Here is a 25,515-nt window from a genome sequence, read left to right as displayed (position 1 = left end):
AGGCGGGGTCGGCTCAGCCCTTGGGGCGTCGGCCGCTGCGCCGGGGCGCGGGCTCGGCCCCGTTCAGCAGTGTCCTGCGGCGCTCCTCGCCGTGCTGCTCCACCTGGAGGACCACGCGCCGCAACCCGTCCGCGAGCGTGCGGCACTCGGCCTCGCTCAACTGCGACGTCACGAACACCTCCTCCTCGTTGAACTCGGGGAAGACGCGCCGCATGAACTCCTCACCCTGCTCCGTCACGGACAGCAACACGAGCCGGCCGTCGGTGGGGTGGCCGGCGCGGCGCAACAGCCCGCGCGACTCCAGGGTGCGGGCGACACCGGTCAGCGTCCCCTTCGAGATGCCGGCCTCCTCCGCGACGTGCCGGGTCTCCGACTCGCCACCGACCCACACCACCCACAGCACGACGAACGCCGTCCACGTCAGGTCCGAGCTGCGCAGCACGGAGTTCTCCAGGTGGTGCCGCACGGTGGAGGCAGCCCGGTGGATGTTGGCCACGGCCACCATCTGCTCCCGCCGGATGGGTATCCCACCCAGCTTCGCCTCCGCGAGCTTCTCCGCTTCTGTGATGGACCGCTGGCCGGGCAAGAGTGCTCCCAATGTCGCCGGTACGGACCCGGACGGCCCGACGGCCCCTCCGGTCGTTCGGGACCAGATTGTACGGGCGGGGCCCCGTTTCACCGGTCCTGGCGCCCGAATGACCCCAGCTCACCGGCCCCGCGGGCCGGCGACCACGGCGACGGGACACCACCCGGCCCCGCCGGCGGTCCGCCACGGCGTGCCGGGGCGACCGGACCACGGCACACAAGAGGACTTCTGCATTCCAGAACATCGACGCCTAAGCTTTCCGCTATGTCGAATGCGATGGATGACGATGTCTACGGCGCGAGCTCGGTCGCGAACGCGCTGCGCACCCTGGTCTACCTGGGAGGCCGGGACACCGTCCGGGTGACGGACGTGAGCGAGCACCTCGGAGTGGCCCGTTCGACCGCGCACCGACTGCTGTCCACGCTGCGCGGCCACGGCTTCGTCGAACAGGTTCCCGACGGTCGGCAGTACCGCCTCGGGCCCGTACTTCTCGGCCTGGCCCACGGCCGGGCCGCGGTGGAATCGCGCAGACGCATCGGCACCCGCGAACTCGTCCGCATCGCCCGCCCCCACCTGGAGCGGCTGCGCGACGCGGCGGCCGAGACCAGCAACCTGCTCCAACTCGACGGCCCCGACGCGGTCTTCCTGGACGGCGTCGAGGGCCCGCACCCGCTGCGGGTGGCCCCCCGGACGGGAGACCGGCTCCCCGCGTACACCACCGCCGGCGGCAAGGCGCAGTTGGCGGAGTTGCCCTGGGAGACGGTGCGCATGACCTACGCCCAGGGCCTGGAACAGCTCACCCCCACGACGGTGCGCGACCTGGCGGCGCTGGAACAGGACCTCGCCGCGTGCCGCGGCAGGGGCTACGCGCTCAACATCGACGAGAGCGTGACCGACGTGCACGGCATCGGCGTGGGCGTACGGGACCGGGACGGCGTCTGCGTGGCCGCCGTGACGATCTCCGCCCCCAGCACCCGCCTCGGCGCCACCCGCGCCGCCGACCTGGCCCCCCTGCTCCACACGGCGGCCGAGGCCATCGGCGCCGAGCTCTAGCGGCACCCGCCCGGGCCCGCCTGGGCCACGCGCCGGCCCGGTCGCGCCGGGCCCCGCCCGCACGCGGGCCACGGATGGCGGTGCGGTCAATGCGCCGGGACGCGACGGCGGCGACGCAGGATGGCGATGCGTCACACCTGGCCGGTGGGGCCGGTGGGCGTGGTGACGCCGGCGCGGGGTACCCGAGCCGCGCCCCGCGACCGCACGCGCTCACCCGGCGAGCGACCGCCGTCGCCGGGCGGGGCGCCGCGGTCAGGTGGCGGCGCACGGCCGGGCGCCGACCACCCGTCGGGGCCCGACCCCACCCGGCACGGCGAGCGACCAGGAGAGGCGTGATGGGCGAGAACGAGAACGAGCGGGGCAACAGCGCGTACGGCAGGAAACCGTTCCGGCGCTCGCCAAGCCACTTCACCGACCGCATCACCGCGAACGGAGCCGAGGGCTGGCCCGTCGAGGCCGGCCGCTACCGGCTGATCGCCAGCCGCGCCTGCCCGTGGGCCAGCCGGGCGGTGATCGCCCGCAGGCTGCTCGGCCTGGAGGACGCCCTGTCCCTGGGCATCGCCGACCCCCTCCAGGACGACCGCAGTTGGCGGTTCACGCTCGACCCGGACGGCCGCGACCCGGTGCTCGGCATCCGCTTCCTCAGCCAGGCGTACGACGCCCGCGCCAGCGAGTACCCAGGCGGCGTGAGCGTGCCCGCCGTGGTCGACGTGCCCAGCGGCCAACTGGTCACCAACGACTACCAGCAGCTCACGCTCGACCTGGCCACCGAGTGGACGGCGCTGCACCGCCCCGGCGCCCCCGACCTCTACCCCGCCGCGCTGCGCGCCGAGATGGACCAGCTCATGGCGACCATCGGACGCGACCTGAACAACGGCGTCTACAAGGCGGGCTTCGCCACCGAACAGGCCGAATACGAACGCGCCTGCCGGGCGCTCTTCCAGTGCTGGGAACAGGTGTCACAGCGGCTCGCCGACCGCCGCTACCTCATGGGCGACACCATCACGGAGGCCGACATCCGGCTGTTCACCACGCTGGTGCGGTTCGACGTCGTCTACCACGGCCACTTCAAGTGCAACCGCTGGAAGCTGGCCGAGGACCCGGTGCTGTGGGCCTACGCCCGCGACCTGTTCCAGACCCCCGGCTTCGGCGACACGGTGGACTTCGACCACATCAAGCGCCACTACTACCAGGTGCACACCGGTATCAACCCCACCCGCGTCGTCGCGCTCGGGCCCGACCTCGCCGACTGGCTGACGCCACACCACCGCGAGGAACTGGGCGGCCGCCCCTTCGGCGACGGCACGCCCCCGGGCCCGGTGCCCCCGGGCGAGGAGGTCAGCGCGGCCGGCCGGCCCTGACCATGCCCCGCACCGGCCCGTGGCCGACCGCGCCGACCGGCACCACGGCCACCGGGAGCCGCCGCCACCCGCCGCCACCGCCGGCGCGAACGCGGGCGCACCCGGCGCCTGCGCGCGCCACCCGCGCACCCCGGGCGCACGGGTGGGGCCCGGCCGTGCCACAGACGGGGAATCGGCCACGTTCCACGGCCCCGGAGCGGCCCTGCCGAACCTTTCCCGGCCGCGTGCGGCGGTTCAGCCGCTGGTGGCGGGCCCGGCACCGGCCCACGGCGCGCGCCGCGCGCCCGGCTCACGCCCGGCGGATACGGGGCCCCTCCCCGCGCCCGACCACCCGCACGCGCGGCGCAGCCGCAGACAACCCGCCAGCCCAGGTGGCACGCTGACGTGGCGGGCCGAGCACCACCGTACGAGGCGACAGCCACCCCTGCCGCACGGCAGCCGGCCGAGCCGTCCGGGGCCAGCCCGCACGCCCGCCAGGACCCGGCCCCACCAAGCCCGCCCCGAGCCCACCCTCTCCGGCGTACGGCACCCGCCCCACCGACGACCCCGGCACGCCGCGCCACCACGACCAGCCTCCTCGCGCTGAAGGGACCCATGACGGCCATGGCCGACCACGACGCCGCACCCGACACGGACGCCACCACCGCGACCGACGCCCCCGACCAGCCCGCCGCGCCGACCCCGGACGAGGTCGGCGCGATGTACGACGAGTTCGGCGACATGCTCGCCATGACGCTCGGCGGAGCCGCCGTCCACGTGGGCATGTTCGTACCGCACGACACCCCCCTCCGCAGGCCCTCACTGGTCGACCTGGCCGACCTCGCGCAGGACCGGCAGACCGACTTCTACATCGACACCCTCGACGCCGCGGGCGCCACCGCCCTGCTCGACATCGGCTGCGGCACCGGCGGGCCGGCCGTCCGCCTGGCCCAGCGCACCGGCGCGCACGTCACGGGCATCACCGTCAGCCGCCAACAACTGGCCCGGTGCGAGGAGCGGGCGAGCGCGGCGGGCCCGGGCGCGCGGGTCACCTTCGAGCGCGGCAACGCCATGGACCTGACGTACGCGGACGCCTCGTTCGACGCCGCCTGGTCCATCGACTGCTTCGCCCACCTCACGGACCGACCGGCCGGCCTGCGCGAGGCACGGCGGGTGATCCGCCCGGGCGGGCGCTTCCTGCTCACGGAGTTCTCCCGCCGCGGCACACCGCCCGCCGACGAGGAGGCCGCCTTCACCAGGCTGTGGGCCAGCCCGCCGCCGACGCCGTTCGCCACCCTGCTCACCGAGGTGCAGGAGGCGGGCTACGAGATCCTGACGGTGCGGAACATGACGCCGAACTCGATGCTCGCCGGCGAGCTGATGGCCCTGCTCTACCAGGACCGGCGCGCGGAGATCGAGGAGCGCTACGGCAAGGAGCTGACGGCTCAGACGGACGCGCTGATGGGCCCCTACCGTCGCTTCTGTCGCGGCTATCTGGAGTACCACGTACTCGTGCTGCGCACCCCCGAGGCGTGAGACCGCGCGCCCACCGCGCGGGCCGGCCGGTCACGACACGGCCGGCCCGCGCCCGGCACCGTCCCGCCGCGCGGCCCCCGGCCGGGAGCGCCGGGCCGTCGCGGGTCGCCGGTCACTACCCTGGGCGGCGTACCGGCCCCGACCACGGTGGTGAGGCGAGCGCTGATGGACCACGAGCCCTACGACTACAGTCCCATCGTCGACCGCGAGCCGATCCGCTGGCCGTCGGGCGCCCGCGTCGCCTTCTACGTCGGACTGAACGTCGAGCACTATCCCGTGGACCGCCCCGGGCTCAGCATCGCGCCCCACACGGCGGGCCTGTCACCCGACCCGCTCAACCACGGCTGGCGCGACTACGGTCCGCGGGTGGGCATCTGGCGCATGATGGACTGCCTCGACCACCTCGGCCTGCGCGCCAGCGTCATGCTGAACTCCGACGTCTGCGCGCGCTACCCGCGGATCATCGAGGCCGGCCGGGCCCGGGACTGGACCTGGGTCGCACACGGCAAGGACAACTCCCGCTACCAGGCCGACATGGAGCCCGACGTGGAGCTGGCCTACGTGCGCGAGATCGTCGACACCATCGAGCGGGCCACCGGGCGCCGACCACGCGGCTGGCTGGGCCCGGCGCTCACCGAGACCTTCCGCACCCCGTACGTGCTGGCCGAACTGGGACTGGACTACGTCCTCGACTGGGCCAACGACGACCAGCCGTACTGGCTGAACGTGCCGGGGATGATGAGCGTCCCGTATCCCATCGAGGTCAACGACATCACCCTGTTCGTCGGAAAGAACCTGAGCGGCCCGGAGTTCGTGCGGATCGTCAGGGACCAACTCGACCAGCTCTACGCCGAGTCGGCCGACAGCGGGCGAGTGATGTCGCTGGCCCTGCACCCCTTCGTCGCCAACCAACCCTTCCGCCACAGGTACGTGGCGCAGGCGCTGGAGTACGTCGCGCGCCACCCGGGCGTCTGGCTGACGACCACCGACGAGATCGCCGCCCACTACGCGCGCCACCACGCGCCCGGCCCGACCTGACCCCGAGCCCGTCGCGCGGCCGGCCACGGCCCATGGCGCGCCGGAGCCCGCCGGACGCCAGCCGGCCCGGCCGCGCACGCGCGCGACCGGGCCGGCGTCCTGCCGAGCGGGACCCACCTGCTCCCGCGAGGGCGGCGCCGCGCGCGTCAGCGGTGCGCGCACGCGGGCTCGCCCTCGGGGGCGTGCGGCGGACCGGAGCCCGCCGTCGCTACTGCAGCCCCTTGTCGATGGCGGACATGAGACTGCCGTTGGGAGTGTCACCCGACATCTCCCAGATCATGGCTCCGAGCAGGTTCTTCGACTTCATCCAGGCGGTCTTCTTCTGGATCGACCAGGCGTCGTCGAAGGACCACCACTGGCCGCCCGGCCCCGTGTAGCCGTAGGTGGAGATGGACTGTTCGTCGTGGTGGACGGTCATGTTGGGCACGCTGGCCAACATGTTCTGGTAGCCGCGAATACCGGCCTCCTCGGCGAACTGCCCCGGCGCCGCGCCGTTCGCCGACTGCCACTCGCCCTTCTTCCCGCCGTCGGCCACGCCCTGCCAGCCACGGCCGTAGAACGGGAAGCCGATGGTGAGCTTGCGTGGGTTGACCCCGGCATCGGTGTAGATCTTGAGGGCGCTCTCGATGCTGAAGTGCGTCGGATAGGGGTCGTCGGTGTCGGTGTAGAGGTTGCCCTGGTGGCCGGTGCGGTTGGGCTCCCAGGAGTTGTCGCTGCCCGAGCCGTGGAAGTCGTAACCCTGGATGTTGGCGAAGTCCAGGTAGTTGAAGATCTTCGACAGGTCCCAGCCCTGCTCGACCTTGACCGGGTCGGCCGGCGTGAAGGCGGTCAGCAGCTTGCGCTCGCCGCCGGTCGCGTCGAGCTGCTTGCGGAACTCGGCGAGCAGCGCCGTCAGGTTGTCCTTGTCCTTGGCGCTGTAGTGGTTGCCCGGGTGGCCGTCGGGCGAGCCGGGCCACTCCCAGTCCAGGTCGATGCCGTCGAAGACGCCGGCACCCGTGCCCGGGCCACCCGCGCCGTTGTAGGCGGGCAGGTCGCCCTTGATCCACACGTCGATGCAGGACTTGACGAGCTTCTCGCGCGACTCCGGGGTCGCCGCCGCGTCCGAGAAGAACTTCGAGAACGTCCAACCCCCCAGCGACACCAGGACCTTGAGGTGCGGGTGCTTGGCCTTGAGCTTCTTGATCTGGTTGAAGTTGCCGCGCAGCTTGCCCCAGCCGTCGTCGGCCACGCCGTCCACCGACTGGGCGGCCGACATGGGCCGGGCGTAGTCGGCGTCCGCGTCCCCGGCGCCGGTGCCCTGGTCCGGGTCCTGCGGGTTGCTGGTGGTGCCCTTGGTGACCCCGGCCATGCAGGTCAGGTTCTTCGGGTCGAGGTTCTCGAAGGCGTAGTTGATGACGTCCAGCTTGGCGGCGGCGCCCGAGGTGTCCAGGTTCTTGACGAAGTACTGGCGCCCGTAGATGCCCCACTGGACGAAGTAGCCGACGTTCAGGTGCTTGCCGGAGCCGGCCAGGTCGTCGGTGGTGACCTTCACGGCGCCGGAGACGGGGGAGGAGTTCTCCGCCGCGTCGCGGGCCTTGACGGTGAAGGTGTACTCGGTGACGGGGGACAGGCCACTGATCACCGCGGTCGTGGTGTCAGCGGCGACGGTCCTGGCCAGCGCGCCGTCCCGGTACACGTCGTACGCGGCGACGCCGACGTTGTCGGTCGACTTCTCCCAGGCCAGGCTGACCGTGGAGGCGGTCTTGGCGGTGGAACGCAGTCCGCCCGGGGCGGTCGGCGGGGTCGGGTCGGTGGCCGGGTCCACGGTGGTGGCGCTGACCGGCGCGCTGAGCGGGCCGAGGTTGCCCCGCGTGTCCTTGGCCCGCACCGCGTACTGGTACGTGGTGGCCGGGGTGAGCCCGGTGATCGTCGCGGACGTGGTGTCCGTGGTGGCCACCGTGGCCCCGTCGCTGACCACCTCGTAGGACTTCACGGGGTAGTCACCCGCCGTGGCGGCGGTCCAGTTCAGCGAGATGCTGCGGGCCGTGGCGGTGGTGACCTTGGGGGTGCCGGGCGTCGACGGCGGGACGTCCGGGGTGCCGTCGCACTTGTCGCCGTTGATGGTGCACGTCGTCGGCGCCTTCGCCGGCCCGTTGCCGATGAACCAGTAGCTGAACGGGTCGCTCGTGCCGCCGGCCCGGACGGTGCCGTTGTAGTGGGCGTTCTTGACCGACACGTGGTTGCCGGTGACGGTGGCGTCGCCGTAGTAGTGTCCGTTGGTCGTCGTGCCCGGTGGCAGGTCGAACTCCAACTGCCAGCCGGTGACGTCGGTTGAGCCGCTGTTGTGCAGCGTGTACGTACCCTTCCACCAGGAGCCGTTGTCCTGGATGGAGAAGGTCGCGGTCAGCTTTCCGGCCGCCTGGGCAGAGCTCGACAGGCCCGTCAACAGGGCGAGTGGCAGGAGAAGCGCGGTGAGCAGAGCCGCGGCTCTGCCCCTGAATCTGCGGTGGTGTCGAAACATGGCTCTCTCCCTGTGGGGGGTTGAACAGGGGAAGTGCGGAACCGTGCACACGTACGCATCACCTGGGGGCCGTGGTGCGCGAAACCTGGGGCTCGGCGGCCAGGAGCAGTCGTACGGTAAATGGTCTGGACCAAGCCGTCAACGGTTCGAGCCGCACCGACACCGACCGGCCGCGCGGGTGGACCGAGCGCGCACGAGGCCACCGGGAGGCGGTAGTTGTCGCGCGCCACGCCCGAATTTCCGCCCGGCCCATGAGCGCTCCGTCGGCCCCGCTCGGACAGGCGGATCGGGTGGGTTGAGGTAGCGAGCCGACCTCGCCCGGCCACGGTCGTGACCGCCCCGGGCATCGGATCGCGTCGGTCGGGCGCACGCCGCGTCGGTCGCGTGGGCTGCCGCCGTGGGGGCGTCGTTCGGTGGTCCCCGGCCGGTCAGCCGGCGGGGGAGTGCCCGGCCCGCGCGGAGAAGTGGCCTGGCCCGGCGGGTGCGGAGACCCGGCCCAGCCCGGTGGGCGGGGGCTTCCTTGCTCGAAGCAGGGCGGTCGGGCGCGCGCCGGGGCGCGCGAAGGTCGGAGCCTGCGTCCGAGCGGACCGCTTTGGGCGGCAAGGGTGAACGTTTTTGATCGAGTGCGATCGAGGCGGTTTCGGCTTTTGCAAAAGCGAATATTCGAGAACCGCAAGCGCCCCATTAACGGACCGTAGTGATGGTGATCGTATGAGTGAACGGGTAGCGTCGCGCACGCCACGGAGGTCCCGGCCCGGCGCCAACCATGAACCGGGACCGCCCGCTCTCAACTGACCCATACGATCGAGGAGGGCGCGATGCCTCCTGACCATGTCCGCGACCAGGCCGCGATGAGCGACCGCCCGCGGGAGTCCGAAATTAGCATCCCGCGCGGCCGGGGGTTCGAAACCCGCGGATGGCTTGACGCCCTTGGCAACAAGCGCGAACTGCCCTTCCTGAAAGCCTTCTTGGCGAGCGTCTGGCCACGGCGGCTCGCTGACGCGGGCGGCGGGGCCATCGCGTGCCACACCCGGCCGACGCCCGCCGAGCGCCGCCCGCTCCCGCGCTACCGGCGCCTTCGTGTCTCCCGCCGGCCCCGGCCGGCCGTCGCTCGTTGTTGACAGCCGCGCGAACCGCGTCGGCGTGGCCACCACGCGTCCCCGCTCGTGGCCCCGGCCGGCCGGAGATTTCCACCCCACGCCACGGGAAACTCCCCGTTTCCGTACCGGGTTTCCTCCCGCACACTCCCGAAAGGGCGACACGACATGACCACGAAGGCGTCGGGCAGCAGCCTGCCCTGCCCCAACCCGGGCTGCCCCAACATCGTCGACCAGAGCGCCGGCGTCGGCCGCCCGCGGCAGTACTGCAGCGAGGCGTGCGGCCGTGCCTATCGCAAACTCCGCAGCAGCCAGCCGGAGACCGCCGACATCGACGACTACGCCGTGCAGGTCGCCGAACAGGCGGCCCACCACCTGCAGGACATCGTCCGCCTGGTCCGCGACGGCCAGGCCCTGAACGTCCTGGAGAAGATCACGGAAAGCCAGCTGTACACGGGCGACCTGACCGCGGCCGTCGTCCAGCAAGCCCGCGCCCGTAAGCACAAGGCCGCCGACATCGCCGGCGCGATGAACATCAGCGTCGACAAGCTCAGCCGCGACTACTCCGCCGAGGCGTGCGCCCGGCGCCAGGACCGCCGCCAGCGCAAGGCTGCACCCAGCGCCCCCCGCTCCCGAAAGCCCCCCTCGCCGCGCGGGAAGCCGGGTGGTAGGGGACGTGCCGATGGGGCCGACGGGCGCGCTGGATTAGCCCCGCCGGACGACCCCGGGACCACGCTGGCCAACGCCCTGGCCCACCTCCACCGCGCCAGCGGCAAGACCCTGCGCGTCGCCGGCGGAGAGAGCCAGGTCACCGCCTCGTACCTATGCCGCGTCCTGGCCGGCGAGCGCCTGCCGTCATGGACGGTCACCCACCAGCTCGGACTGGCCTACGGCGCCGACCCGGCGGACCTGCGCCCCCTGTGGGAGGCGGCGCGCGGCTACGAGATGACGGCGCCGCTCACCCTGCACGCCGCGTTGCGCGGCCTCCACCTCTCCGCGGCCTGCCCGACCTATTCCGACATCCGCACGCTGAGCCGCGACGGCCTGTCGGTGGCGGACATCCGCGGCATGCTGGACGGTTCGCGAGTGCCCGAATGGGAGCGGGTGGGCCAACTGGTCGAGGCGCTGCGCGGGCGCGCGGACACCATCCGCCCCCTGTGGCACATGGCCAAGCTCGCCGCCGACGCCGGCCACCCCCCGCCCGCGCCCGCGTCCACCGGCCCACACCGACTGCCGGCCCAGGCGTTCGGGTGACCGTGTCCGCCTCCTGGTGCCCCGCCCGCCGCGCTCGGGGGGCCGTGGTGTTCGAGGGCTTCCGCACCCTGTACGCGGGCCCCTACCTCGGCTACGCCCGCGTGCACCTGGGACCACGGCGTGGCCCGGACGCCGTGGAACGGGCCTTCGGCGCACTCGTCCGCCACTGGTTGAGGATCGTTGGCAGCAGCAACCCCGCGGTGGCCGCCTGGGAGCAGTTGGTCGCGCACACCGGCAGCCGCGTCCGGCCACTGCCCCTGGCGGCGCGCTCGCCCCTGGAGTACGACGCGATCGTGCTGCACCACCTCCTCGGCTACAGCGTCGCGCGGACCGCCGACATCACCGGCCACCACCCCAGCAAGATCGGCTACCTGGCCCGCACCCGCCCCCCGACAGCCGCGCGCCCGGCCCGGCCCACCGCCGAGCCACCACCCGAAAGCCCATGAGCTGGCAGGGCCGCGGGTCAGCCCCTGCGTCGCGGTCGGAGGGCGGCGGGGTCGGGGGCCGGGCGCGCGTCGCCGGGCGTGTGCCCGAAGTGGTCCCGGAAGACCCGGGTGAAGTGCGCCTGACTCGCGAAACCCCACTGGTGGGCGACGTCGGCGACCGTCAGGTGCCGGGAGCGGGGATCGGTGAGCTGCTCGCGGGCCCTCGCCAGCCGCTGTTCCAGGATGTACCGCGACGGGCTCACCCCGGTCGTGGCGAAGATGCGGCTCAGGTGGCGGGTGGAGACCCCGACCGCGTCGGCGACGTGCTCGGCGCACAGCCGTGGGTCGCACAGGTGGCGGGCGACGTACTCCCTGGCCACCATCAACTGCGACGGCCTGGCCGGCGCCGGGCTCTGACCGTCGATGCGGGGCGCGGCCAGCGACCTGACCAGGTCCAGCACGGTGGCCTCCGTGCTCACCGCGTCGCCGCTCCCGCGCCCGGCGGTCCAGTCGGTCAGGACCGAGCGCAGCGTGGAGACCAGCGCCCCCTCGGTCGCCGACTCCCCGCCGAACAGAAGCGGCGTCGCCACCCCGCCGGCGGCGCAGTGCTCGCTGAACGTCCGGCTGGGAATGTCCACCAGCAGTTGCCGCATGGTGGAGGGGAACCCGAACAAATACGACTGACGCGTGTCGTAGAGCACCAGGTCACCGGCGCGCACGCTGAGACAGCCACCCGCGTGGAAGAAGACGGCCTGCCCCGCGGTGAGGAGGGTGGCGAACACCGAGTCCTTCGGCAGCGCGCGACAGGTACGCGGGGTGCGCTCGATCACGTGCTCGTTGCCGGCGATGTCGGCGAGCCGCAGATCGCGCAACTGGACATTGGTCTGCGAGGCCAGCAGCCCCTGCTCGGAGTAGGGGGAGCAGGTCAGGCCGACGAGCGCCTTGCGGTTGTACTCCTCCCAGAAGTCGACCCGGTCGGCCGGGTCGACACACCGCGTGGAGACGTGGGAGGCCGCGCGGGCGGCGGGTGTGGTCATCTGAGCCTCCTTGCCGGTGGGCGTACCCGTGGCGGGGAAAGGTACCGGCATCCGCTGGGTAGCGCTACGGCTGGGACCCGCCCAGAGGCTGGCTCGTCGTGGGGAGGGCGGGCGGCCCCGGCCGACGCGAGTGCGCGGCGCCTGTCTGTGCCGCGGCCCGTTGTCAGCGTGCCGACAGGCGCAGCGTACCTCCGCGCGCCCGGCGGCCGAAGGGTTGAGCGGGGTCGGGGTCAGACGGCCAGGTAACCCCCGTCCACCGGGACGACGGCCCCGTTGACGTACGTCGCGGCCGGCGAGCACAGGAAGGCGATCGCCGCCGCGATCTCGGTCGGGCGGCCGAGCCGGCCGAGCGGGACCCGGGCGAGCACCGACCGGGTGGCGGCCGGGTCGTCGAGGATGCCGCGGGCCAGCGAGGTGGTGACGAAGCCGGGGGCCACCGCGTTGACGCGGATGCCGTCGGCGGCGTACTCGGCCGCGAGCGACCGGGTCAACTGGGCGATGCCCCCCTTGCTCGCGCTGTACGCCGGCCGGTCGCGGCTGCCGAAGAAGCCGAACATCGAGGAGACGGTGACGATGCTGCCGCCGCCCCGGGCCAGCGCGGGCCGCGCCGCCTGGCAGGCCACCATCGTGGCGGTGAGGTTGACCGCGAGTACGTGCTCCCAGCTCGCCGGCTCGTACTCGGCACGATCCCGGCTCAGGCCGGCGCAGGTGACCAGGTGGTCGAGCGGGCCGGCCGCGGTGATCCGGTGGGTGAGCCCGGCGTGGTCGGTGACGTCGAGTTCGGTGACCGTCACCCGAGGGTGTCGAGGCAACTCCTCGCTCCGGACCGGTGGCAGGCCAAGCGCGTGCACCTCGGCGCCGAGTTCCGCGAGCAGGGTGGCCGTCGCGGCGCCGATGCCGGAGGTCCCCCCGGTGATCACCACGGTGCGGTGGGCGAAGGCGTCGGGGGCGAAACCAGTGGTCATCGGGCGGCCTCCGCTCGGTGGGTGGCTGGCGCGGTGGTGACCGCGTCGGGTGCGGGGTCCACCAGCACCTTGATCTGCCCGCCGCCGCCCAGCAGCGCCTCGAAACCCTGGTCCACCACGTCCTTGAGGGCCACCGTCGAGGTGACCACGGGCCGCAGGTCCACGCCCTCGTCGGCAACCAGTCGGATCAGCTCCGGGTAGGTGTCGCGGTAGCCGACGGTGGAGATGATCGACTGCTCGTTGTTGACGAGGGCGAAGGCGTCGAGGCGCACCTGCTGGGCCAGCCCCACCAGGACCACCCGCCCGCCGCGCCGGGTCGCACCCAGACAGGTGTCCAGGGCCGCCTGGGAACCCACCACCTCGAACGCCACGTCGACCCCCTCGCCGCCGGTCAACCCACGCACCATCGCCGCCGCGTCGGCCCCGCCCGAGGCGTCCACCAGGTCGGTGGCGCCGAGCCGGGCCGCGATCTCCAACCGGGCCGGCGCGACGTCCACGGCGATGATCCTGGTCGCGCCGCGCCTCGCGGCGAGCAGGACGGCCAGCAGGCCGATGGGCCCGAGCCCGACGACCGCCAGCGACCCGCGCAGGGGCTCGGCGCGCCGCAGCGCGTGCAGGGCGACCGAGGCCGGCTCGAACAGCGCGGCCTGCTCCAGCGGCACGGCGGCGGGCAGTGGGTGCGCCATGTAGCGCGGGACCGCGGCGTACTCGGCCAACCCGCCGTGCCCCATCAGGCCGGCGAAGCCGAAGTGGCGGCAGATGTGGTAGTCGCCGGCCTGGCAGCGCGGGCAGGTGCCGCAGCGGTAGTTCGGCTCGATGGCCACCGGGTCGCCCACAGCGAGGTCGGCGACCGAGGACCCGAGCGCGGCCACGGTCCCGCAGAACTCGTGCCCCAGGATCAGGGGCGCCGTGACCCCGGAGGCCGGGTGTGGGGTGGTGGTCGGGATGGCGTGCGGGCCGTTCGCGTACTCGTGCAGGTCGCTGCCGCAGATCCCGCAGTACGCCACCCGTATCAGCACTTCGTCGGGTCCGGGGGTGGGCACGTCGGTCTCCGCGACGCGTACGTCGCGGGCTCCGTGCCAGACGGCGGCCTTCACGGGGTCGCTCCTGCCTTGGTCGGGGTGGGGGCTCCGGTGCGCTCGGCCCGGCGTCGCAGCACCCTGGGGGCGGTCTCGCGCAGGCCGAACGAGAGCAGGACGACGGCGACCGCGCCACCGGCGGAGATGTACATGGCGGTCTGCAACCCCCAGGTGTCGGAGGCCCAGCCGGCGGCCAGCGGGGCGAGGACGCCACCGGTCAACTCGCCGACGCCCATGACCAGGCCGAGCGCGGTGGCCAGCGCGCCCCGGGGGACGGTCTCGGCGGGAATGGTGGCCATGATCAGGGTGAAGCAGCCCAGGCCGGTGTAGGTGAACACGATGACGGCGCCGAGCAGCAGCGGGTTGTCCACGTACACCACCGCGAGCGGGCACAGGACGGCGACCGAGGTGAAGGCGACCATGGTGGTGCGGCGGCCGACGCGGTCCGAGATCGCCGGCGTGAGGAACCCCCACAGCACCCAGGCGACGCCGAAGCAGGTCATCACCGCACTCATGGTGCCGGAGGAGTAGCCCTTCTCGTCCTCGAGGTAGACGGGGGTGAAGGTGATGATGACGACGAACCAGGTGAGGTAGCAGCAGGCCGCGAGCGTGCACAGGACGATGTTGCGGTGCGCCCACACCTCCCGCAGCGGCGTCGAGGCGCCGGCGGGCGTGGCCGCGACCCTGCCACGGGCCGGGTCGCGCTCCACCCCGGGCGGTACCTCACGCACCGACCTGGCCATCCAGGCCGCGATGAGCAGGCCGGGCACGATCGTCAGGAGCAGGACCGTGCGCCAGCCGAAGTGCTCGGCCACCCACACCACCACCAGCGGGGCGGCGATCCCGCCCAGCAGGCCGGCCGCCGAACCCTGCAACAGCCCCATGTTCAGGCCGCGGCGGTGTTCTTGGGACGCCTCCACCATCAGGGACTGGGACAGGGGCAATACCGCCCCCTCGGCCACTCCCATCAGCGCGCGGGCGGCGAGCAACCCGAAGAACCCGGTCATCAGCCCGCCCGCCGCGGAGAAGACGGAGAAGAGCACGACGGCGCCGATCAGCAGCGGCTTGCGCCGCCCGAGCCGGTCCGAGACGCGCCCGATGACCATCCCGGACAGTGCCCAGGTGAACGCCAACGCGCCCGACAGCACGCCGAGTTCGGTGTTGGACAGGTCGAAGTCGTCGTCGATGAACGGTGCGAGGAAGGACAGCGCCTGACGGTCGAAGAAGACGAATCCGAAGGCCAGGAAGAGGACCAGCAACAGCCGGTTCTCGTAGGCGAGCGCCGCGTCGCTGACGGGGGCCGGGGGCGGCGCGCTGGTCTGGGTGGGTGGCTCGGTCATGGGGACCTCGGATCGGTGCGGTGGGCCAAGGTCAGCGGAACAGGGAGTTGACGTAGTCGGCGCCGATGCCCACCCGCTCGTAGTGGTTGCGGCACATCTCGATGTAGTCGTGGACGTCGAAGTAGCCGGCCGTCTCGCCGTTCTCGTCCAGCCAGATCAGCGGCCCCTTGACGATGAAGAACGTCTTCATCGGCTCGCCGCTGTCGTACGCCACCAGGGTGTGTCCCTCGCCCGGCGCCTCGTAGACGAAGTCGCCCGCGCTCGCCGTCCAGGGCCGCTCCAGGTAGCCCCACTTTCCGGAGATGGTGTACGCGAACACCTCGTGCGGGTGGTAGTGGCGGTTGACCAGCCCCGCCTCCTTGGCGCGCAGGATGTCGGCCCAGGAGTTGTCCTTGACGTTGATCCACAGCGGGCGCGAGCCCACGGTCTCGGTGAACGGCACGTAGTACCGGTCGTCGTCGGTGGCCACCTGGGAGAGGTAGACCTCGGGCAGGGCGTCGGGCTTGAAGGAGTTCTGGATCGGCTTGAGGGTCTTCCAGAACTCGCTGTTGGCTGCCTCGGGCATGATCGGGCTCCCTTTCGCTGGTAGGTGGCCGCAGTGAACCCCGGGGCGCGGACGCGCGTCTTTCCCAGGGCGGACGTCGCGCTTTGCCCGTTTCGGACACGCCCGCCCCACGCCGACGGCGCCCCGGCCCGCCCCCGCGGCCCGGCGAGCACGCCAGCGGTCAGATGCCCTGCGCCGGGCGGTGGCGCTTCGGATGACGACCAACCCTGCGCGCGGCCGGTGAGGCCCGGCGACTGCCGCGCCGGTGGGTGTGGGGTGGGTCGCCCGGCCGGTGAGGCGACGAGCCGCCGGTCACGGCTCGGTGACCGGCCGGGGGGCTCTCACATCGCGGGCCGGTCCCCGCGCGGCACGGGTGACGACATGACGGCCGCGCGCCACGGGCCGCTGACCCATTCGGTCAGCGGCCCGTGGCGCGCGGGAGTACGGCTCGTGGGGTGGCGGCCGTGGCCCTACGGGCCGGCGAGGGTGACGCGGGCGCACTCGCGGCAGGCGCGCGCCGAGGCGGCGATCCGGGTGTGGAACGCGATGGTCACGACGCCCGCGACGGCGCTCAACGGCCAGTTCGTCGCCAGGACCGAGGCCAGCGTGAGGGTGAGCGCGCTGATGGCGAGGGCGACCGCCGCCGTCGTACCCGTCCAGGCGACCAGGAGCGGCAGTTGGTGCGGGGTGGGAAGCCAGCGCGCGAGGGCGCCGGTGGCGGCCAGCGCCGCCGCCGCGAGGAAGGCGGCCGACGCCGCGATGCCACCCAGGTGAGCCACCAACAACTGGACCAGATCGGGCAGTTGGTGGCCGGTCGAGCCGTCCCACGTCTCCGCCAGGTGCCAGCACAGGAACAGGAAGGGGACGATCAGCATCACCGCGCGGGCGGTGTGCCGGGCCTGGGCGATGGTGAGTTCGCGCTGGAAGCTCGGGGCGATCTCGGCGACGGTGCCGAACTCGTACACCGCCTGCCGCGCGGCATGGTGGTCCGGCTCGCGCCCGCACGACAGGTCCCGGGCCGCGTCGATGAGGCCGTCCCGCAGGTCCATCACCATCCGGGACTTGACCCGGACCGGCCCGTGCAGCGCCGCCGACAGATCCGCGACGTGGGCCTCGATGGGGTCCGCGTCGGTGGTGGGCGCGCTCATGTCGCCTGTCCGGGCTGGGGTGCCGGCTCCAACACGGCGCCGATCGCGGTGGTGAACTCGCGCCACACCGACCGCTCGGTCGCCAGGCTGCGCCGGCCGGCGTCGGTGAGTTCGTAACACCGCCGTCGCCGCTCGCCCTCGGACTCCCAGACGCTGCGTAGCAGTCCGAGCCGCTCCAGCTTGTTCAACGCCGGGTAGATCGTGCCCTTGCGCAGCTCCAGGACCCCGTTGCTGCGTTCCTGCACCGCGGTGATGACCGCGTATCCGTGCAGCGGGCCGGATTCCAGTACGGACAGCAAGAGCCCGTCCAGATGCCCGCGTACCGCGCTCGCCTTCATGGTTAGGCAGCCTACCCAAAGGGCGTGCGAACGTGCTACCTATAGTTCGACAGCCAACCTATTGGCAGCCAACCCAGAAGGGCTCTGCGGTGACGAAATTCCTGCTGTCCGTGCACGTCTTGGCGGCGATCCTGGCGATCGGGCCGATCACGGTCGCGGCCTCGATGTTCCCCCGCTACGTCCGCTCCCCGGCGGTCGGCGGCGACGGCTCGGACCAAGCCCGTACGGCGGCGCTCCTGCACCGCGTGTGTCGCGGCTACACCGTCGTCGGCATCGCGGTCCCGGTCTTCGGGGTCGCCACGGGGGCCCAGCTCGGCGTGCTCACGGACGCCTGGCTGCTGACCTCGATCGTGCTGACCGCCGCCGCGGCGGCGCTGCTGTTGCTGGCGATCCTGCCCGGGCAACAACGCCTGCTCGTCCAGCCGGTGGGCGCGGCCTCGGGCGCGGACGCCGGTGTCGCGGAGGCGGCCCGCTCGGCTGCCGCGCGCCTGGCCATGGTCACGGGCACGTTCAACCTGCTGTGGGCGGTGGTCGTCGTCCTGATGATCGTGCGCCCCGGCTCCACGACGGGGGCCTGAGCATCGTGCGCGTACTTCGCATCGCGGCCGTGGTGGAAGCCGTTTCCCTGGCGTTCCTGCTGGTCAACGTCTTCACCGTGCACGTTGGCGTGATCACCTCGCTCGGTGGCCCGACGCACGGGACGGCCTACCTGGTCATCATCGTCATCGCCTGGCGCACCCCGCCGGCCCTGGCTCCGGGCGCCCGCCCGCGCGCCCTCGTTCCCGGCATCGGCGGGTTGCTCGTCCTGCGGCGCATGCCCCAGGAGGCGTCGGCGGCCCAACGGCCCCGCCTCGGCGAGGAGGAGTGAGGCGCGGACCACGCGCCGGCCTGACGCGCCCGGCCACACCCGTCCCCGACTCCGCGCCACAGGCGCCCGGGAGTCGGGGGCGGGTGTGTGTCCGGGGCTACTGGTGCAGGGCGATGAGGCGCGCGAGGTGTTTGCCCGCGATCCGCAGCGGCTCCTTGCTCTGCGCGACCTGGGCCGCCAACTCGGCGCCCTCCATCGTGCTGATCACGGTGTGGGCCAGGTCGTGCGCGTCGCCCTCGCTCATGCCGGAGGCGCGCAACCTGTCGCGCACCAGCCCGCGCCAGCGGGCGAACGCCTGCGCCGCGGCCGTCTGGATGTCGGGGGCGCGGCCCGCCGTGCCGAGCGAGGTCGTGGTGATGGGGCAGCCGTCCACCCACTGCGAGGCGTGCAGGCCATCGGCGAGCTCGTCGCACAGGTCGGCGATGGCCCGCGCGGTGTCCTCCTCGCGCTCCAGCGCCTCGCGCAACACGTCGTAGAACTCCTGGTCGCCGTGGTGAATGGCGGCGACGGCCAGCTCCTGCTTGCCGCCGGGGAAGAAGTGGTAAACGGAGCCGAGCGTGGCCTGCGCCTCCTGGGCGATCTGCTTGATCCCGGTGCCGTCGTAGCCCTGTCGCTGCATCAGCAGGGACGCCGCGCGGACGATACGGGTGCGGGTGTCGGGGGTCGCCGCGGTCTTCGTCTCCGTGTTCACGCGGGCCAGCTTATCGGATAGAGCGTTCGTTCCAGTGGTGTGCTACGTTGCGTCGCAGCGCTAAATAGAGCGTTCGTTTTAGAGAGCGGCGGAGGGATTCTGATGGGTACGAACGGACGGTCCGTGACGGTGATCGGGCTGGGCCCGATGGGGCGTGCCATGGTGCGCGCCTACCTGGCACGGGACTACGAGGTGACCGTGTGGAACCGGACCGCGAGCAAGGCCGATGACCTGGTGGCGGCCGGCGCGCGGCTCGCTCCCTCGGTCGAAGAGGCCCTGGGCGCCAACGAGTTGGTGATCCTCAGCCTGACGGACTACGCCGCGATGTACGCGCTCCTCGAACCGGTGACGGCCGCGCTCCCGGGCAGGGTCCTCGCCAACCTCAGCTCCGACACCCCGGAGCGGGCCCGCGAGGCGGCGGTATGGGCGACCCGACACGGGGCGCGCTACCTCACCGCCGGGGTGGCGGTCTCGCCGGACCTGGTGGGAACGCCGGACGGTTTCACGTACTACAGCGGGCCCGAGGACCTCGTCGAGGAGCACCGGGGCGCCCTGGAGGTGATCAGCAGGGTCGAGTACCGGGGCGAGGACCCGGGGCTCGCGGCGCTGTACTACCAGATCCAGATGGACCTGTTCTGGACGAGCCTGACCGCCTGGCTGCACTCGGTGGCCGTGGCCGAGGCGCACGGCATCTCGGTCGAGGAGATTCTGCCGTACTCGGTCGACGTGGCCGACTCGCTGTCGACGTTCTTCCGGTTCTACGCGCCACGGCTCAGCGCCGGGGACGACACGGGTGACGTGGACCGGCTCGCCATGGGGGTGGCCAGCATGGAGCACGTGGTGGACACGGTGCGGGCGGGGGGAGTGGAGACGGGCCTGCCCGAGGCGGTGCTCGACGTGTTCCGGCGCGGCGTCGCGGCGGGCCACGCGAACGACAGCCTCACCAGCCTGCGCTCCCTCCTGCGGGCGGGCACGGCCCCGGCCTGACGCGCCGAACGCGGGCTGAGCCACGCGACCCCCGTATGGCACGGGTGCCCGGAGCCGCGGGAACCTCCCCGCGGCTCCGGGCCGTACCGCGCACTCCTCCACCCTCTTCGTGGAGGCGCCGTGCCGCGCCTGGTGTCGTGCGGTGAGCGCGTGGGCCGGTCAGCGCTGTGGGGTCGGGAAGGCCACCGGGCTGCGTAGCCCCGCCCGGTTGACCGCGCGGACGCCGAAGAACACGTTGTCCTTGGACAGGTCGACGGTGTGGCGGGTGGTGTCACCCACCGGCCGCGCGTGGGTCCACTGGGCGGCGGTGGTCTCGCGCCAGACCACCTCGTAGCCCGCCAGGTCCGGCTCGGGGCCCCGCTCCCACACCAGTTCCGTCTCGTTGGTCAGGGCCGCGGTGAGGATCTTCACGCCGCGCGGCGTACCGGGGGCCTGGGCCAGGTTCCACAGGGCCGCGGCGTTGACGCGGGCCACGCGGGCAATATAGGGGAAGTCGCAGAACTCGGGCAGGTCCCCGTACTGCTTGCCGTCGACGACGCGCACGTCCTGGTGCTGGTGGGCGTAGTCCTCGGCGGGCTCGGTGAACCGGGCCGCGGGGTAGGCGCGCTCAAGGAAGGGGATGTGGTCGCCACCGCGCAGATAGCGGTCACGGCGGTAGATGACCCGGACCTTCATCCCGGTCACCCCCGGTCCCGCGACGTCCTGCACGAACCGGGCGAGCTGGCGCGAGGGCGAGTCGTTCTCGCCGCCCACGGAGCGCCGTACCTCGCCCTCCTGCGGGGTCTCGGAGGTGGGCACACCCTCGGCGAACAGCCGAATGGTGTGGGGGTCGCGGCTGCCGTCGTCGGCGGTGGAGCTGCCGACGATGTCGTTGGTGAACATCCCCTGCACGTCGGCCTGCCGCTCCCGGTAGCTCTGCGCGAGGTGGGCCGCGCCGTACAGGCCCTGCTCCTCGCCCGCCACGGCGGCGAAGACCAACGTGGCGCCGGTGCGCCGGGTGGCCATGACGCGGGCCAGCTCCATCACGACGGCCACCCCGGAGGCGTCGTCGTCGGCCCCCGGGGCGTCGCTGGTGTGGTCCATGACGTCGCTGGCACGGGAGTCGTAGTGCCCGGAGACGACATAGACGCGGTCGGGTGAGGTCGTGCCGCGCAGGGTGGCGACGACGTTGGAGATCCGGGTCGGAACCGGGATACGGGGTGCCGGCTGCTGCACGTACGACTGGAGCTCGACCGTCATCCGGCCGCCGGACGCCCGCGCGTACTCGCGCATCCGGGCCAGGATCCAGTCGCGGGCCGCGCCGATGCCGCGCTCGGGGTCGTCCTGGGTGGAGAGGGTGTGCCGGGTGCCGAAGGCGGCCAGGCGCCGCACGGTCGCCTCGATGCGGCGGTGGTCGATCTCCCGGAGCAGGGTCCGAAGTTCCGGCGGGGGCGGTTGCGGGGCGAGCCGGCCCCGTTCGCCCGCGACCGCGACACCGGTGGACGTGGCAGCCGCAGCGGCGGTGGCCGCGGTGGTAGCGAGCAGGGTGCGCCGAGAAGCGCCCGTCGGATTCACCATGCGGGTATCGTCATGCACGCAACAACCGGCTCGCAAGACGCGTACACCCCGCGGATGCCCGATGGCGTCCTCCCACCTCGTTCGGCTGTCCTCCGCCACAGGGACGCACACGCCCTGTCGGGGCCCGCGCTCCCCTCCCGTTCCCCGCCGCGAACTCCCCGGGCCCGGTCTTCCGGACGCGTCCCACCCGCTCGCCGCCGCCTCTCAGCCCCCGACATCGATCGGTCAGCCCCGACAACGACCGAAGCCGGTCAGAACGTGGGGTCCTGGGTCTGGGACGTCACCATCTCCACGGCCTCCTTGTGCGTGGAGACCGAGGGCTGGGAGCCCTCCAGTGGTTGGCGGGCCGTCTCCTTGATGAACACCACGGCGACCAGGCCGACCGAGGCCGCCACGATCGCGTACACGGCGGGCATCATGTCGCTGCCGGTCAGGCTGATCAGGCCGGTGATGACCAGCGGGGTCGTGCCGCCGAACAGGGACGCGGCGAGGTTGTAGCCGATGGACAGCGAGCCGTAGCGGACGTTCGTCGCGAACAGGGCGGGCAGGACGGCGGACATCGTGCCCAGCAGGCAGACGAGCGGCAGGCCCAGCATCAGCATGCCGGCGGTGACGGCCGCGAAGCTCCCCTCCTGGAGCAGCCAGAAGGCGGGGACGGAGAGCAGGATGAAGCCACCCATGCCCGCCGCCAGCAGCGGTTTGCGGCCGATGCGGTCGTTGAGCCGGCCGACCTGGTTAACCAGGCACATCAGCACGACCATGGTGCCGACCAGGATGAGCAGACCGTGCGAGTCGTCGTAGTCCAGCTCGTCCGTGAGGTACGTGGGCATGTAGGAGAGCAGCATGTAGTGGCAGATGTTGTACGCCGCCACGAGCACCACGCACAGCAGCAGGCGCTGCCACTGCGCCACGAAGATCTCCTTGAGCTCGGTCCCCTCACTCGTGATGTGCTCGTCCGCCATCTCCTCCTCAAGCCGCTGGAACGCCGGCGTCTCCTCCAGCTTGAGCCGCAGGTACAGACCCACCAGGCCCAACGGCCCGGCGACCAGGAACGGCACCCGCCAGCCCCAGTCCTCCATCGTGCCGTCGCCCAGCCACTCGGTCAGCGCGACCACCAGGGCCGCCGCACTCGCGTAACCGGCCAGGGTGCCGAGTTCGAGGAAGCTGCCGAAGTAGCCACGCTTCTTGTCGGGCGCGTACTCGGCGATGAAGGTCGAGGCACCCCCGTACTCACCACCCGTCGAGAAGCCCTGGAGCAGCCGGAAGAGGATCAGCAGCACCGGCGCCCAGAAACCGATCGAGGCGTACGAGGGGATGAGCCCGATACAGAAGGTGCCCAGCGCCATCAGGATCATGGTGAGCGCGAGCACCTTCTTGCGGCCCACCCGGTCGCCGAGCGGCCCGAAGTACAGCCCGCCGAGCGGCCGTACCAGGAAGGCCACGGCGAAGGTCGCGAACGACGACAGGAGCTGCATCGTGTCGTTGCCGGACGGGAAGAACACGTGCCCGATGGTGACGGCGAGGTAGCTGTAGATGCCGAAGTCGAACCACTCCATGGCGTTGCCGAGTGACGCCGCCTTCACCGCGCGCCGCACGGTCTTCTCATCGGTGACCGTGATGTCGGTCCGCCGCAGCTTGGGGTTCTTCCGGCGGGCGATGGCCCGGAACAGCGGCCGGTGGCGTCTGACGGCCTCGGGGTCCAGCGCGGCGTCATCGGGGGGTGTGCCAGTGGTCACGACTCGCCCTTACCTTCCTGTGTTGCGAACCGCGTGGGGAGCGGTCTCGTACGACTCAAGCTGCTGCGCCCGATCACGGGTGACCAAACCTCTTGTGGCGGATATGAGGAGATTGGTCACATCCAGCGAGCCATCCGGGTGCGCGCCGCCTGTCCATGACCCGGCGCGTGCCGCCCGCCCGTCCGGTACGCGAGGGTGTCCTGGTGTGCCGGTGCCTCCCCGTGGCCGAAGGTGCGGTCCCGGACACGTACCCCGAAACACCCGTCCCTCCCGCGCGGCCCCTCGCACAAGGCGTCGGCGCCCGGCTCGGTCCAGGCGCGGGGCAGCGTTCGTCGCTCCCGACACGACAGCCAACGCCGCGACCTTCCGCATGGCCGGATCGTCACACGCCTGATCGCGGTCTGCCACGCTACGGGCTGGCGGCGGCATGCGGTGGCGAGGATGCCGAGCGGGCACGGCGGTGAGGGTCACAGCAGGGCGGCGTCCTCCAGCACCCTGTCGACCTGCTCCCGCCCCCGCTGTTCGGTGAGGCCGAGGAGGAACGCCGAGCGGCTGTCGTCCAGTGAGATGAGGGTCATGCGGAGATAGAGGGTGCCGCAGTCGGGGTGGGTGACCTTGAGCAACGCCGTGTGCGCCGGCCGGTCGCCCACCGTCGTCGCCTTGGACTCCTGGGGTGTCGACTTCCCGTCCGGGCAGAAGAACTCGGCGTTCGACGAGGCCGCGCGCTCCGCCTCGTACCGCAGCCTGGGTTGCGGTACGCCGCCGGCCCGGCCGGCCATGACCGAGCCACCTTTGCCGTCACCGCTCTTCTTGCCGGCCGCCGAGGTGAAGGCGTCGATCAGGCCGCCCTTGTCGCGCTCCCAGCCCTCGGGTAGCGCGTAGGAGATCCCGGCCTTCTCGTCCGTGACGCGCGGCTGACCGGCCAGCGGGGAGCGGTCCTCGTCGCACGTCAGCCACCATGCGGTGGTCCCCCCGACGAGGAGCAGGGCCAGCGCGACGAGACCGGCGACCACCGCCCGGCGGTTCCCCGGCCGCCGGGCCGGGGGAGGGGGTGGGCCTGTAAAGCCGGGGCCGGGAGGAGGCGGAGCCCCGTACCCGGGGACGCCCGCAGGAGGTCCGTATGCCGGGCCGGACGGGTAGGCGTTTCCGTACGCGGCGGGCTCGGGCTGATACGGCGGTGGTCCGGCGGGAGGTGGCATCGTCATGGTGCCAGCCTTCCGGGATCGCCCCGGCCCTGTCCTGAGTAGGTGTACTCAGACGGCCACCCACGGTGTTCAGCCACGTGGGGCCGCCAGGCCGGGGCGGGGCCGTGGGTTGGTCGTCACACCACCAGCCGGCTCAGGTCGCGGGCGAGAGAAAGAAGACCTGGGCCGCGCTCCCGTCGCACGGCTGCCTCACCGCTGGCGCCCCGGCTGACTTCGCCGACCCGCTGATGGCCACACAGCCACCGTCGGCCACGCGCAGCACGTACTGACCGCCACCACCGGACGCTGCGGGCTCCAGGTGGAACCTGCTCGTCTTCGCGCAGTCCTCCCAGGGCTCCAACAGAGCGGCACCCGCGCGAGCGGTCACCACGTGCAGGCAGCCCCTGCCGTGGTCGGGGTGGTACCACTGCACCAGGAACGTGTCACCTGCCGCCGGCACCAGCTCGGTCTCCTGCGGGGCGACGTCCTGGCACGGACGCTGCACCGCCACCAGCGAGTCGTACCCTTCGGCATGCCCGTCGGTCAGGCACAGGTTGTCCGCCAGGGCCGGCCGGATCTCCACTGGCCCTCGCGGCGGGACGGCCCGTTTCCCCGAGGTCGCGGGCGCTTCGCCTCCGCCGCCACCGGAGCCGCCCGGCTCGCCCACGATGCCCGTGCCCCACACGGTGGCGACCCCGAGGGACACCACCGCGATCCCCAGCAACAGCGCGGGCACGCGGCGCTGGCGCATCCCACGCCGTGTGCGCTGAGTGGGTGCCCCTGCCTCAGTCTCGCTGTCGGCGCTGTCGGCTTGACTCCCTCCACCGCTCACAGCCCTCTCCCGCGCCTCCAGCCACTCACTCACCCGCTCCCCGTCCCCACAGACGCGTACGAACGCGGCCACAAGCTCGGGACGCGGCGCGACCTTTCCGCCGAGGACGTCCGCCAGCGTGCTGCGCGCCAGCACCTCGCCGTGCTCGGCGGCCCGCTTCTCGATCTGTCGGTACGTCAGTCCGGAGCGCTCCTTGAGCTGTCGCATGGCAGTCGTGAACTCACGTATGTTCGCGGCCTGTTGCGGCTGAATCTCCCCCACATTCGCCATGCGGACATCGTGAGCCATCCCGCGTCACGCGGACAATACCGATGCCGCCTCCTTCGCCACCGGTCCCGGACAGCGTCCGGACAGGTCTCTGACCAGCCCGGACAACCCAC

The 25,515-nt window shown here is 72.4% G+C and carries 23 protein-coding genes; 9 read left to right on the top strand and 14 right to left on the bottom strand.

Going from position 1 to position 25,515, the window contains the following annotated elements; all coding sequences use genetic code 11:
- Nucleotides 1–13: 13 nt before the first annotated feature.
- The gene (locus H7H31_RS00205; RefSeq protein WP_187061520.1) at nucleotides 14–586 is read right to left on the bottom strand and encodes a MarR family winged helix-turn-helix transcriptional regulator; all 573 of its coding nucleotides are present in this window, start codon (nucleotides 584–586) and stop codon (nucleotides 14–16) included.
- 264 nt (nucleotides 587–850) lie between these two features.
- Between H7H31_RS00205 and H7H31_RS00200 the strand changes: the two genes are divergently transcribed.
- The 4 genes from H7H31_RS00200 to H7H31_RS00185 all read left to right on the top strand — a co-directional run bounded on the left by H7H31_RS00200 (nucleotide 851) and on the right by H7H31_RS00185 (nucleotide 5,553).
- On the top strand, nucleotides 851–1,639 hold the full coding sequence (locus tag H7H31_RS00200) for an IclR family transcriptional regulator (protein ID WP_232109612.1): 789 nt from the start codon (nucleotides 851–853) through the stop codon (nucleotides 1,637–1,639).
- A 335-nt stretch (nucleotides 1,640–1,974) separates the two neighbouring features.
- Complete coding sequence (locus tag H7H31_RS00195; RefSeq protein ID WP_187061519.1) at nucleotides 1,975–3,000, top strand: glutathione S-transferase family protein; 1,026 nt, start codon at nucleotides 1,975–1,977, stop codon at nucleotides 2,998–3,000.
- 603 nt (nucleotides 3,001–3,603) lie between these two features.
- Nucleotides 3,604–4,515, top strand: a complete 912-nt coding sequence (locus H7H31_RS00190; RefSeq protein WP_232109611.1) for a class I SAM-dependent methyltransferase — start codon at nucleotides 3,604–3,606, stop codon at nucleotides 4,513–4,515.
- A gap of 165 nt (nucleotides 4,516–4,680) precedes the next feature.
- Nucleotides 4,681–5,553, top strand: coding sequence for a polysaccharide deacetylase family protein (locus H7H31_RS00185; protein ID WP_187060840.1), 873 nt, complete (start codon nucleotides 4,681–4,683; stop codon nucleotides 5,551–5,553).
- Between the two features lie 208 nt (nucleotides 5,554–5,761).
- Here the strand turns inward: H7H31_RS00185 and H7H31_RS00180 are convergent, their stop codons facing one another.
- On the bottom strand, nucleotides 5,762–8,053 hold the full coding sequence (locus H7H31_RS00180) for a glycosyl hydrolase family 18 protein (RefSeq protein ID WP_187060839.1): 2,292 nt from the start codon (nucleotides 8,051–8,053) through the stop codon (nucleotides 5,762–5,764).
- 1,265 nt (nucleotides 8,054–9,318) lie between these two features.
- Here H7H31_RS00180 and H7H31_RS00175 point away from each other — a divergent pair.
- Both H7H31_RS00175 and H7H31_RS00170 read left to right on the top strand, forming a co-directional pair.
- Nucleotides 9,319–10,404, top strand: coding sequence for a helix-turn-helix domain-containing protein (locus tag H7H31_RS00175; protein WP_187060838.1), 1,086 nt, complete (start codon nucleotides 9,319–9,321; stop codon nucleotides 10,402–10,404).
- Nucleotides 10,405–10,451: 47 nt separating this feature from the next.
- Complete coding sequence (locus H7H31_RS00170; protein WP_187117702.1) at nucleotides 10,452–10,850, top strand: hypothetical protein; 399 nt, start codon at nucleotides 10,452–10,454, stop codon at nucleotides 10,848–10,850.
- A gap of 17 nt (nucleotides 10,851–10,867) precedes the next feature.
- Here H7H31_RS00170 and H7H31_RS00165 read toward each other — a convergent pair whose 3' ends face one another.
- From H7H31_RS00165 to H7H31_RS00135, 7 genes are all read right to left on the bottom strand, one after another.
- Nucleotides 10,868–11,866 (bottom strand): helix-turn-helix domain-containing protein, encoded by a 999-nt coding sequence (locus H7H31_RS00165; RefSeq protein WP_187063391.1) that lies wholly within the window; start codon nucleotides 11,864–11,866, stop codon nucleotides 10,868–10,870.
- Nucleotides 11,867–12,096: 230 nt separating this feature from the next.
- Nucleotides 12,097–12,831 (bottom strand): SDR family NAD(P)-dependent oxidoreductase, encoded by a 735-nt coding sequence (locus H7H31_RS00160; RefSeq protein ID WP_187063390.1) that lies wholly within the window; start codon nucleotides 12,829–12,831, stop codon nucleotides 12,097–12,099.
- A complete protein-coding gene (locus H7H31_RS00155; protein ID WP_187063389.1) occupies nucleotides 12,828–13,928 on the bottom strand; it encodes a 2,3-butanediol dehydrogenase in 1,101 nt (366 codons plus the stop codon). Before H7H31_RS00155 ends, H7H31_RS00160 begins: the two co-directional genes overlap by 4 nt.
- Nucleotides 13,925–15,250 carry an MFS transporter gene (locus H7H31_RS00150; protein ID WP_187063388.1) on the bottom strand — a complete coding sequence of 442 codons (1,326 nt, stop codon included), beginning with the start codon at nucleotides 15,248–15,250 and terminating at the stop codon, nucleotides 13,925–13,927. The genes H7H31_RS00155 and H7H31_RS00150 overlap by 4 nt, the downstream gene beginning before the upstream one ends.
- 31 nt (nucleotides 15,251–15,281) lie before the next feature.
- Nucleotides 15,282–15,815, bottom strand: a complete 534-nt coding sequence (locus H7H31_RS00145) for a 2,4'-dihydroxyacetophenone dioxygenase family protein (protein WP_187063387.1) — start codon at nucleotides 15,813–15,815, stop codon at nucleotides 15,282–15,284.
- Nucleotides 15,816–16,264: 449 nt separating this feature from the next.
- On the bottom strand, nucleotides 16,265–16,942 hold the full coding sequence (locus H7H31_RS00140) for a hypothetical protein (RefSeq protein WP_187063386.1): 678 nt from the start codon (nucleotides 16,940–16,942) through the stop codon (nucleotides 16,265–16,267).
- On the bottom strand, nucleotides 16,939–17,280 hold the full coding sequence (locus H7H31_RS00135) for a helix-turn-helix transcriptional regulator (protein WP_187063385.1): 342 nt from the start codon (nucleotides 17,278–17,280) through the stop codon (nucleotides 16,939–16,941). Before H7H31_RS00135 ends, H7H31_RS00140 begins: the two co-directional genes overlap by 4 nt.
- 89 nt (nucleotides 17,281–17,369) lie before the next feature.
- Between H7H31_RS00135 and H7H31_RS00130 the strand changes: the two genes are divergently transcribed.
- Both H7H31_RS00130 and H7H31_RS00125 read left to right on the top strand, forming a co-directional pair.
- Nucleotides 17,370–17,858: a hypothetical protein gene (locus H7H31_RS00130; RefSeq protein WP_187063384.1), complete on the top strand. Its 489-nt coding sequence runs from the start codon at nucleotides 17,370–17,372 to the stop codon at nucleotides 17,856–17,858.
- Nucleotides 17,859–17,887: 29 nt separating this feature from the next.
- Complete coding sequence (locus H7H31_RS00125; protein ID WP_308284323.1) at nucleotides 17,888–18,148, top strand: hypothetical protein; 261 nt, start codon at nucleotides 17,888–17,890, stop codon at nucleotides 18,146–18,148.
- Nucleotides 18,149–18,245: 97 nt separating this feature from the next.
- Here H7H31_RS00125 and H7H31_RS00120 read toward each other — a convergent pair whose 3' ends face one another.
- On the bottom strand, nucleotides 18,246–18,839 hold the full coding sequence (locus H7H31_RS00120; RefSeq protein ID WP_269475432.1) for a TetR/AcrR family transcriptional regulator: 594 nt from the start codon (nucleotides 18,837–18,839) through the stop codon (nucleotides 18,246–18,248).
- A gap of 102 nt (nucleotides 18,840–18,941) precedes the next feature.
- On the opposite strand from H7H31_RS00120, the gene H7H31_RS00115 reads away from it, so the two are divergent.
- Nucleotides 18,942–19,826, top strand: a complete 885-nt coding sequence (locus H7H31_RS00115) for an NAD(P)-dependent oxidoreductase (protein ID WP_187063382.1) — start codon at nucleotides 18,942–18,944, stop codon at nucleotides 19,824–19,826.
- 159 nt (nucleotides 19,827–19,985) lie between these two features.
- Here the strand turns inward: H7H31_RS00115 and H7H31_RS00110 are convergent, their stop codons facing one another.
- The 4 genes from H7H31_RS00110 to H7H31_RS00095 all read right to left on the bottom strand — a co-directional run bounded on the left by H7H31_RS00110 (nucleotide 19,986) and on the right by H7H31_RS00095 (nucleotide 25,405).
- Nucleotides 19,986–21,383 carry a M20/M25/M40 family metallo-hydrolase gene (locus H7H31_RS00110; RefSeq protein WP_187063381.1) on the bottom strand — a complete coding sequence of 466 codons (1,398 nt, stop codon included), beginning with the start codon at nucleotides 21,381–21,383 and terminating at the stop codon, nucleotides 19,986–19,988.
- 251 nt (nucleotides 21,384–21,634) lie between these two features.
- A complete protein-coding gene (locus tag H7H31_RS00105; RefSeq protein WP_187063380.1) occupies nucleotides 21,635–23,119 on the bottom strand; it encodes an MFS transporter in 1,485 nt (494 codons plus the stop codon).
- A gap of 467 nt (nucleotides 23,120–23,586) precedes the next feature.
- Complete coding sequence (locus H7H31_RS00100) at nucleotides 23,587–24,132, bottom strand: hypothetical protein (RefSeq protein ID WP_187063379.1); 546 nt, start codon at nucleotides 24,130–24,132, stop codon at nucleotides 23,587–23,589.
- A 325-nt stretch (nucleotides 24,133–24,457) separates the two neighbouring features.
- Nucleotides 24,458–25,405 (bottom strand): helix-turn-helix domain-containing protein, encoded by a 948-nt coding sequence (locus H7H31_RS00095; RefSeq protein WP_187063378.1) that lies wholly within the window; start codon nucleotides 25,403–25,405, stop codon nucleotides 24,458–24,460.
- Nucleotides 25,406–25,515 lie beyond the last annotated feature (110 nt).

It is taken from the genome of Streptomyces buecherae, from assembly GCF_014295035.1.
GTDB lineage: Bacteria > Actinomycetota > Actinomycetes > Streptomycetales > Streptomycetaceae > Streptomyces > Streptomyces youssoufiensis.
The sequence above is the reverse complement of the archived record's forward strand: the minus strand, read 5'-3'. Positions and strand labels throughout refer to the sequence as shown.

Coding starts and splice junctions, on each gene's coding strand:
- H7H31_RS00190 (WP_232109611.1), top strand. CDS start 3,604: ATGGCCGACCACGACGCCGCACCCGACACGGACGCCACCACCGCGACC.
- H7H31_RS00150 (WP_187063388.1), bottom strand. CDS start 15,250: ATGACCGAGCCACCCACCCAGACCAGCGCGCCGCCCCCGGCCCCCGTC.
- H7H31_RS00200 (WP_232109612.1), top strand. CDS start 851: ATGTCGAATGCGATGGATGACGATGTCTACGGCGCGAGCTCGGTCGCG.
- H7H31_RS00165 (WP_187063391.1), bottom strand. CDS start 11,866: ATGACCACACCCGCCGCCCGCGCGGCCTCCCACGTCTCCACGCGGTGT.
- H7H31_RS00095 (WP_187063378.1), bottom strand. CDS start 25,405: ATGGCGAATGTGGGGGAGATTCAGCCGCAACAGGCCGCGAACATACGT.
- H7H31_RS00185 (WP_187060840.1), top strand. CDS start 4,681: ATGGACCACGAGCCCTACGACTACAGTCCCATCGTCGACCGCGAGCCG.
- H7H31_RS00145 (WP_187063387.1), bottom strand. CDS start 15,815: ATGCCCGAGGCAGCCAACAGCGAGTTCTGGAAGACCCTCAAGCCGATC.
- H7H31_RS00115 (WP_187063382.1), top strand. CDS start 18,942: ATGGGTACGAACGGACGGTCCGTGACGGTGATCGGGCTGGGCCCGATG.
- H7H31_RS00180 (WP_187060839.1), bottom strand. CDS start 8,053: ATGTTTCGACACCACCGCAGATTCAGGGGCAGAGCCGCGGCTCTGCTC.
- H7H31_RS00110 (WP_187063381.1), bottom strand. CDS start 21,383: ATGGTGAATCCGACGGGCGCTTCTCGGCGCACCCTGCTCGCTACCACC.
- H7H31_RS00195 (WP_187061519.1), top strand. CDS start 1,975: ATGGGCGAGAACGAGAACGAGCGGGGCAACAGCGCGTACGGCAGGAAA.
- H7H31_RS00160 (WP_187063390.1), bottom strand. CDS start 12,831: ATGACCACTGGTTTCGCCCCCGACGCCTTCGCCCACCGCACCGTGGTG.
- H7H31_RS00140 (WP_187063386.1), bottom strand. CDS start 16,942: ATGAGCGCGCCCACCACCGACGCGGACCCCATCGAGGCCCACGTCGCG.
- H7H31_RS00175 (WP_187060838.1), top strand. CDS start 9,319: ATGACCACGAAGGCGTCGGGCAGCAGCCTGCCCTGCCCCAACCCGGGC.
- H7H31_RS00135 (WP_187063385.1), bottom strand. CDS start 17,280: ATGAAGGCGAGCGCGGTACGCGGGCATCTGGACGGGCTCTTGCTGTCC.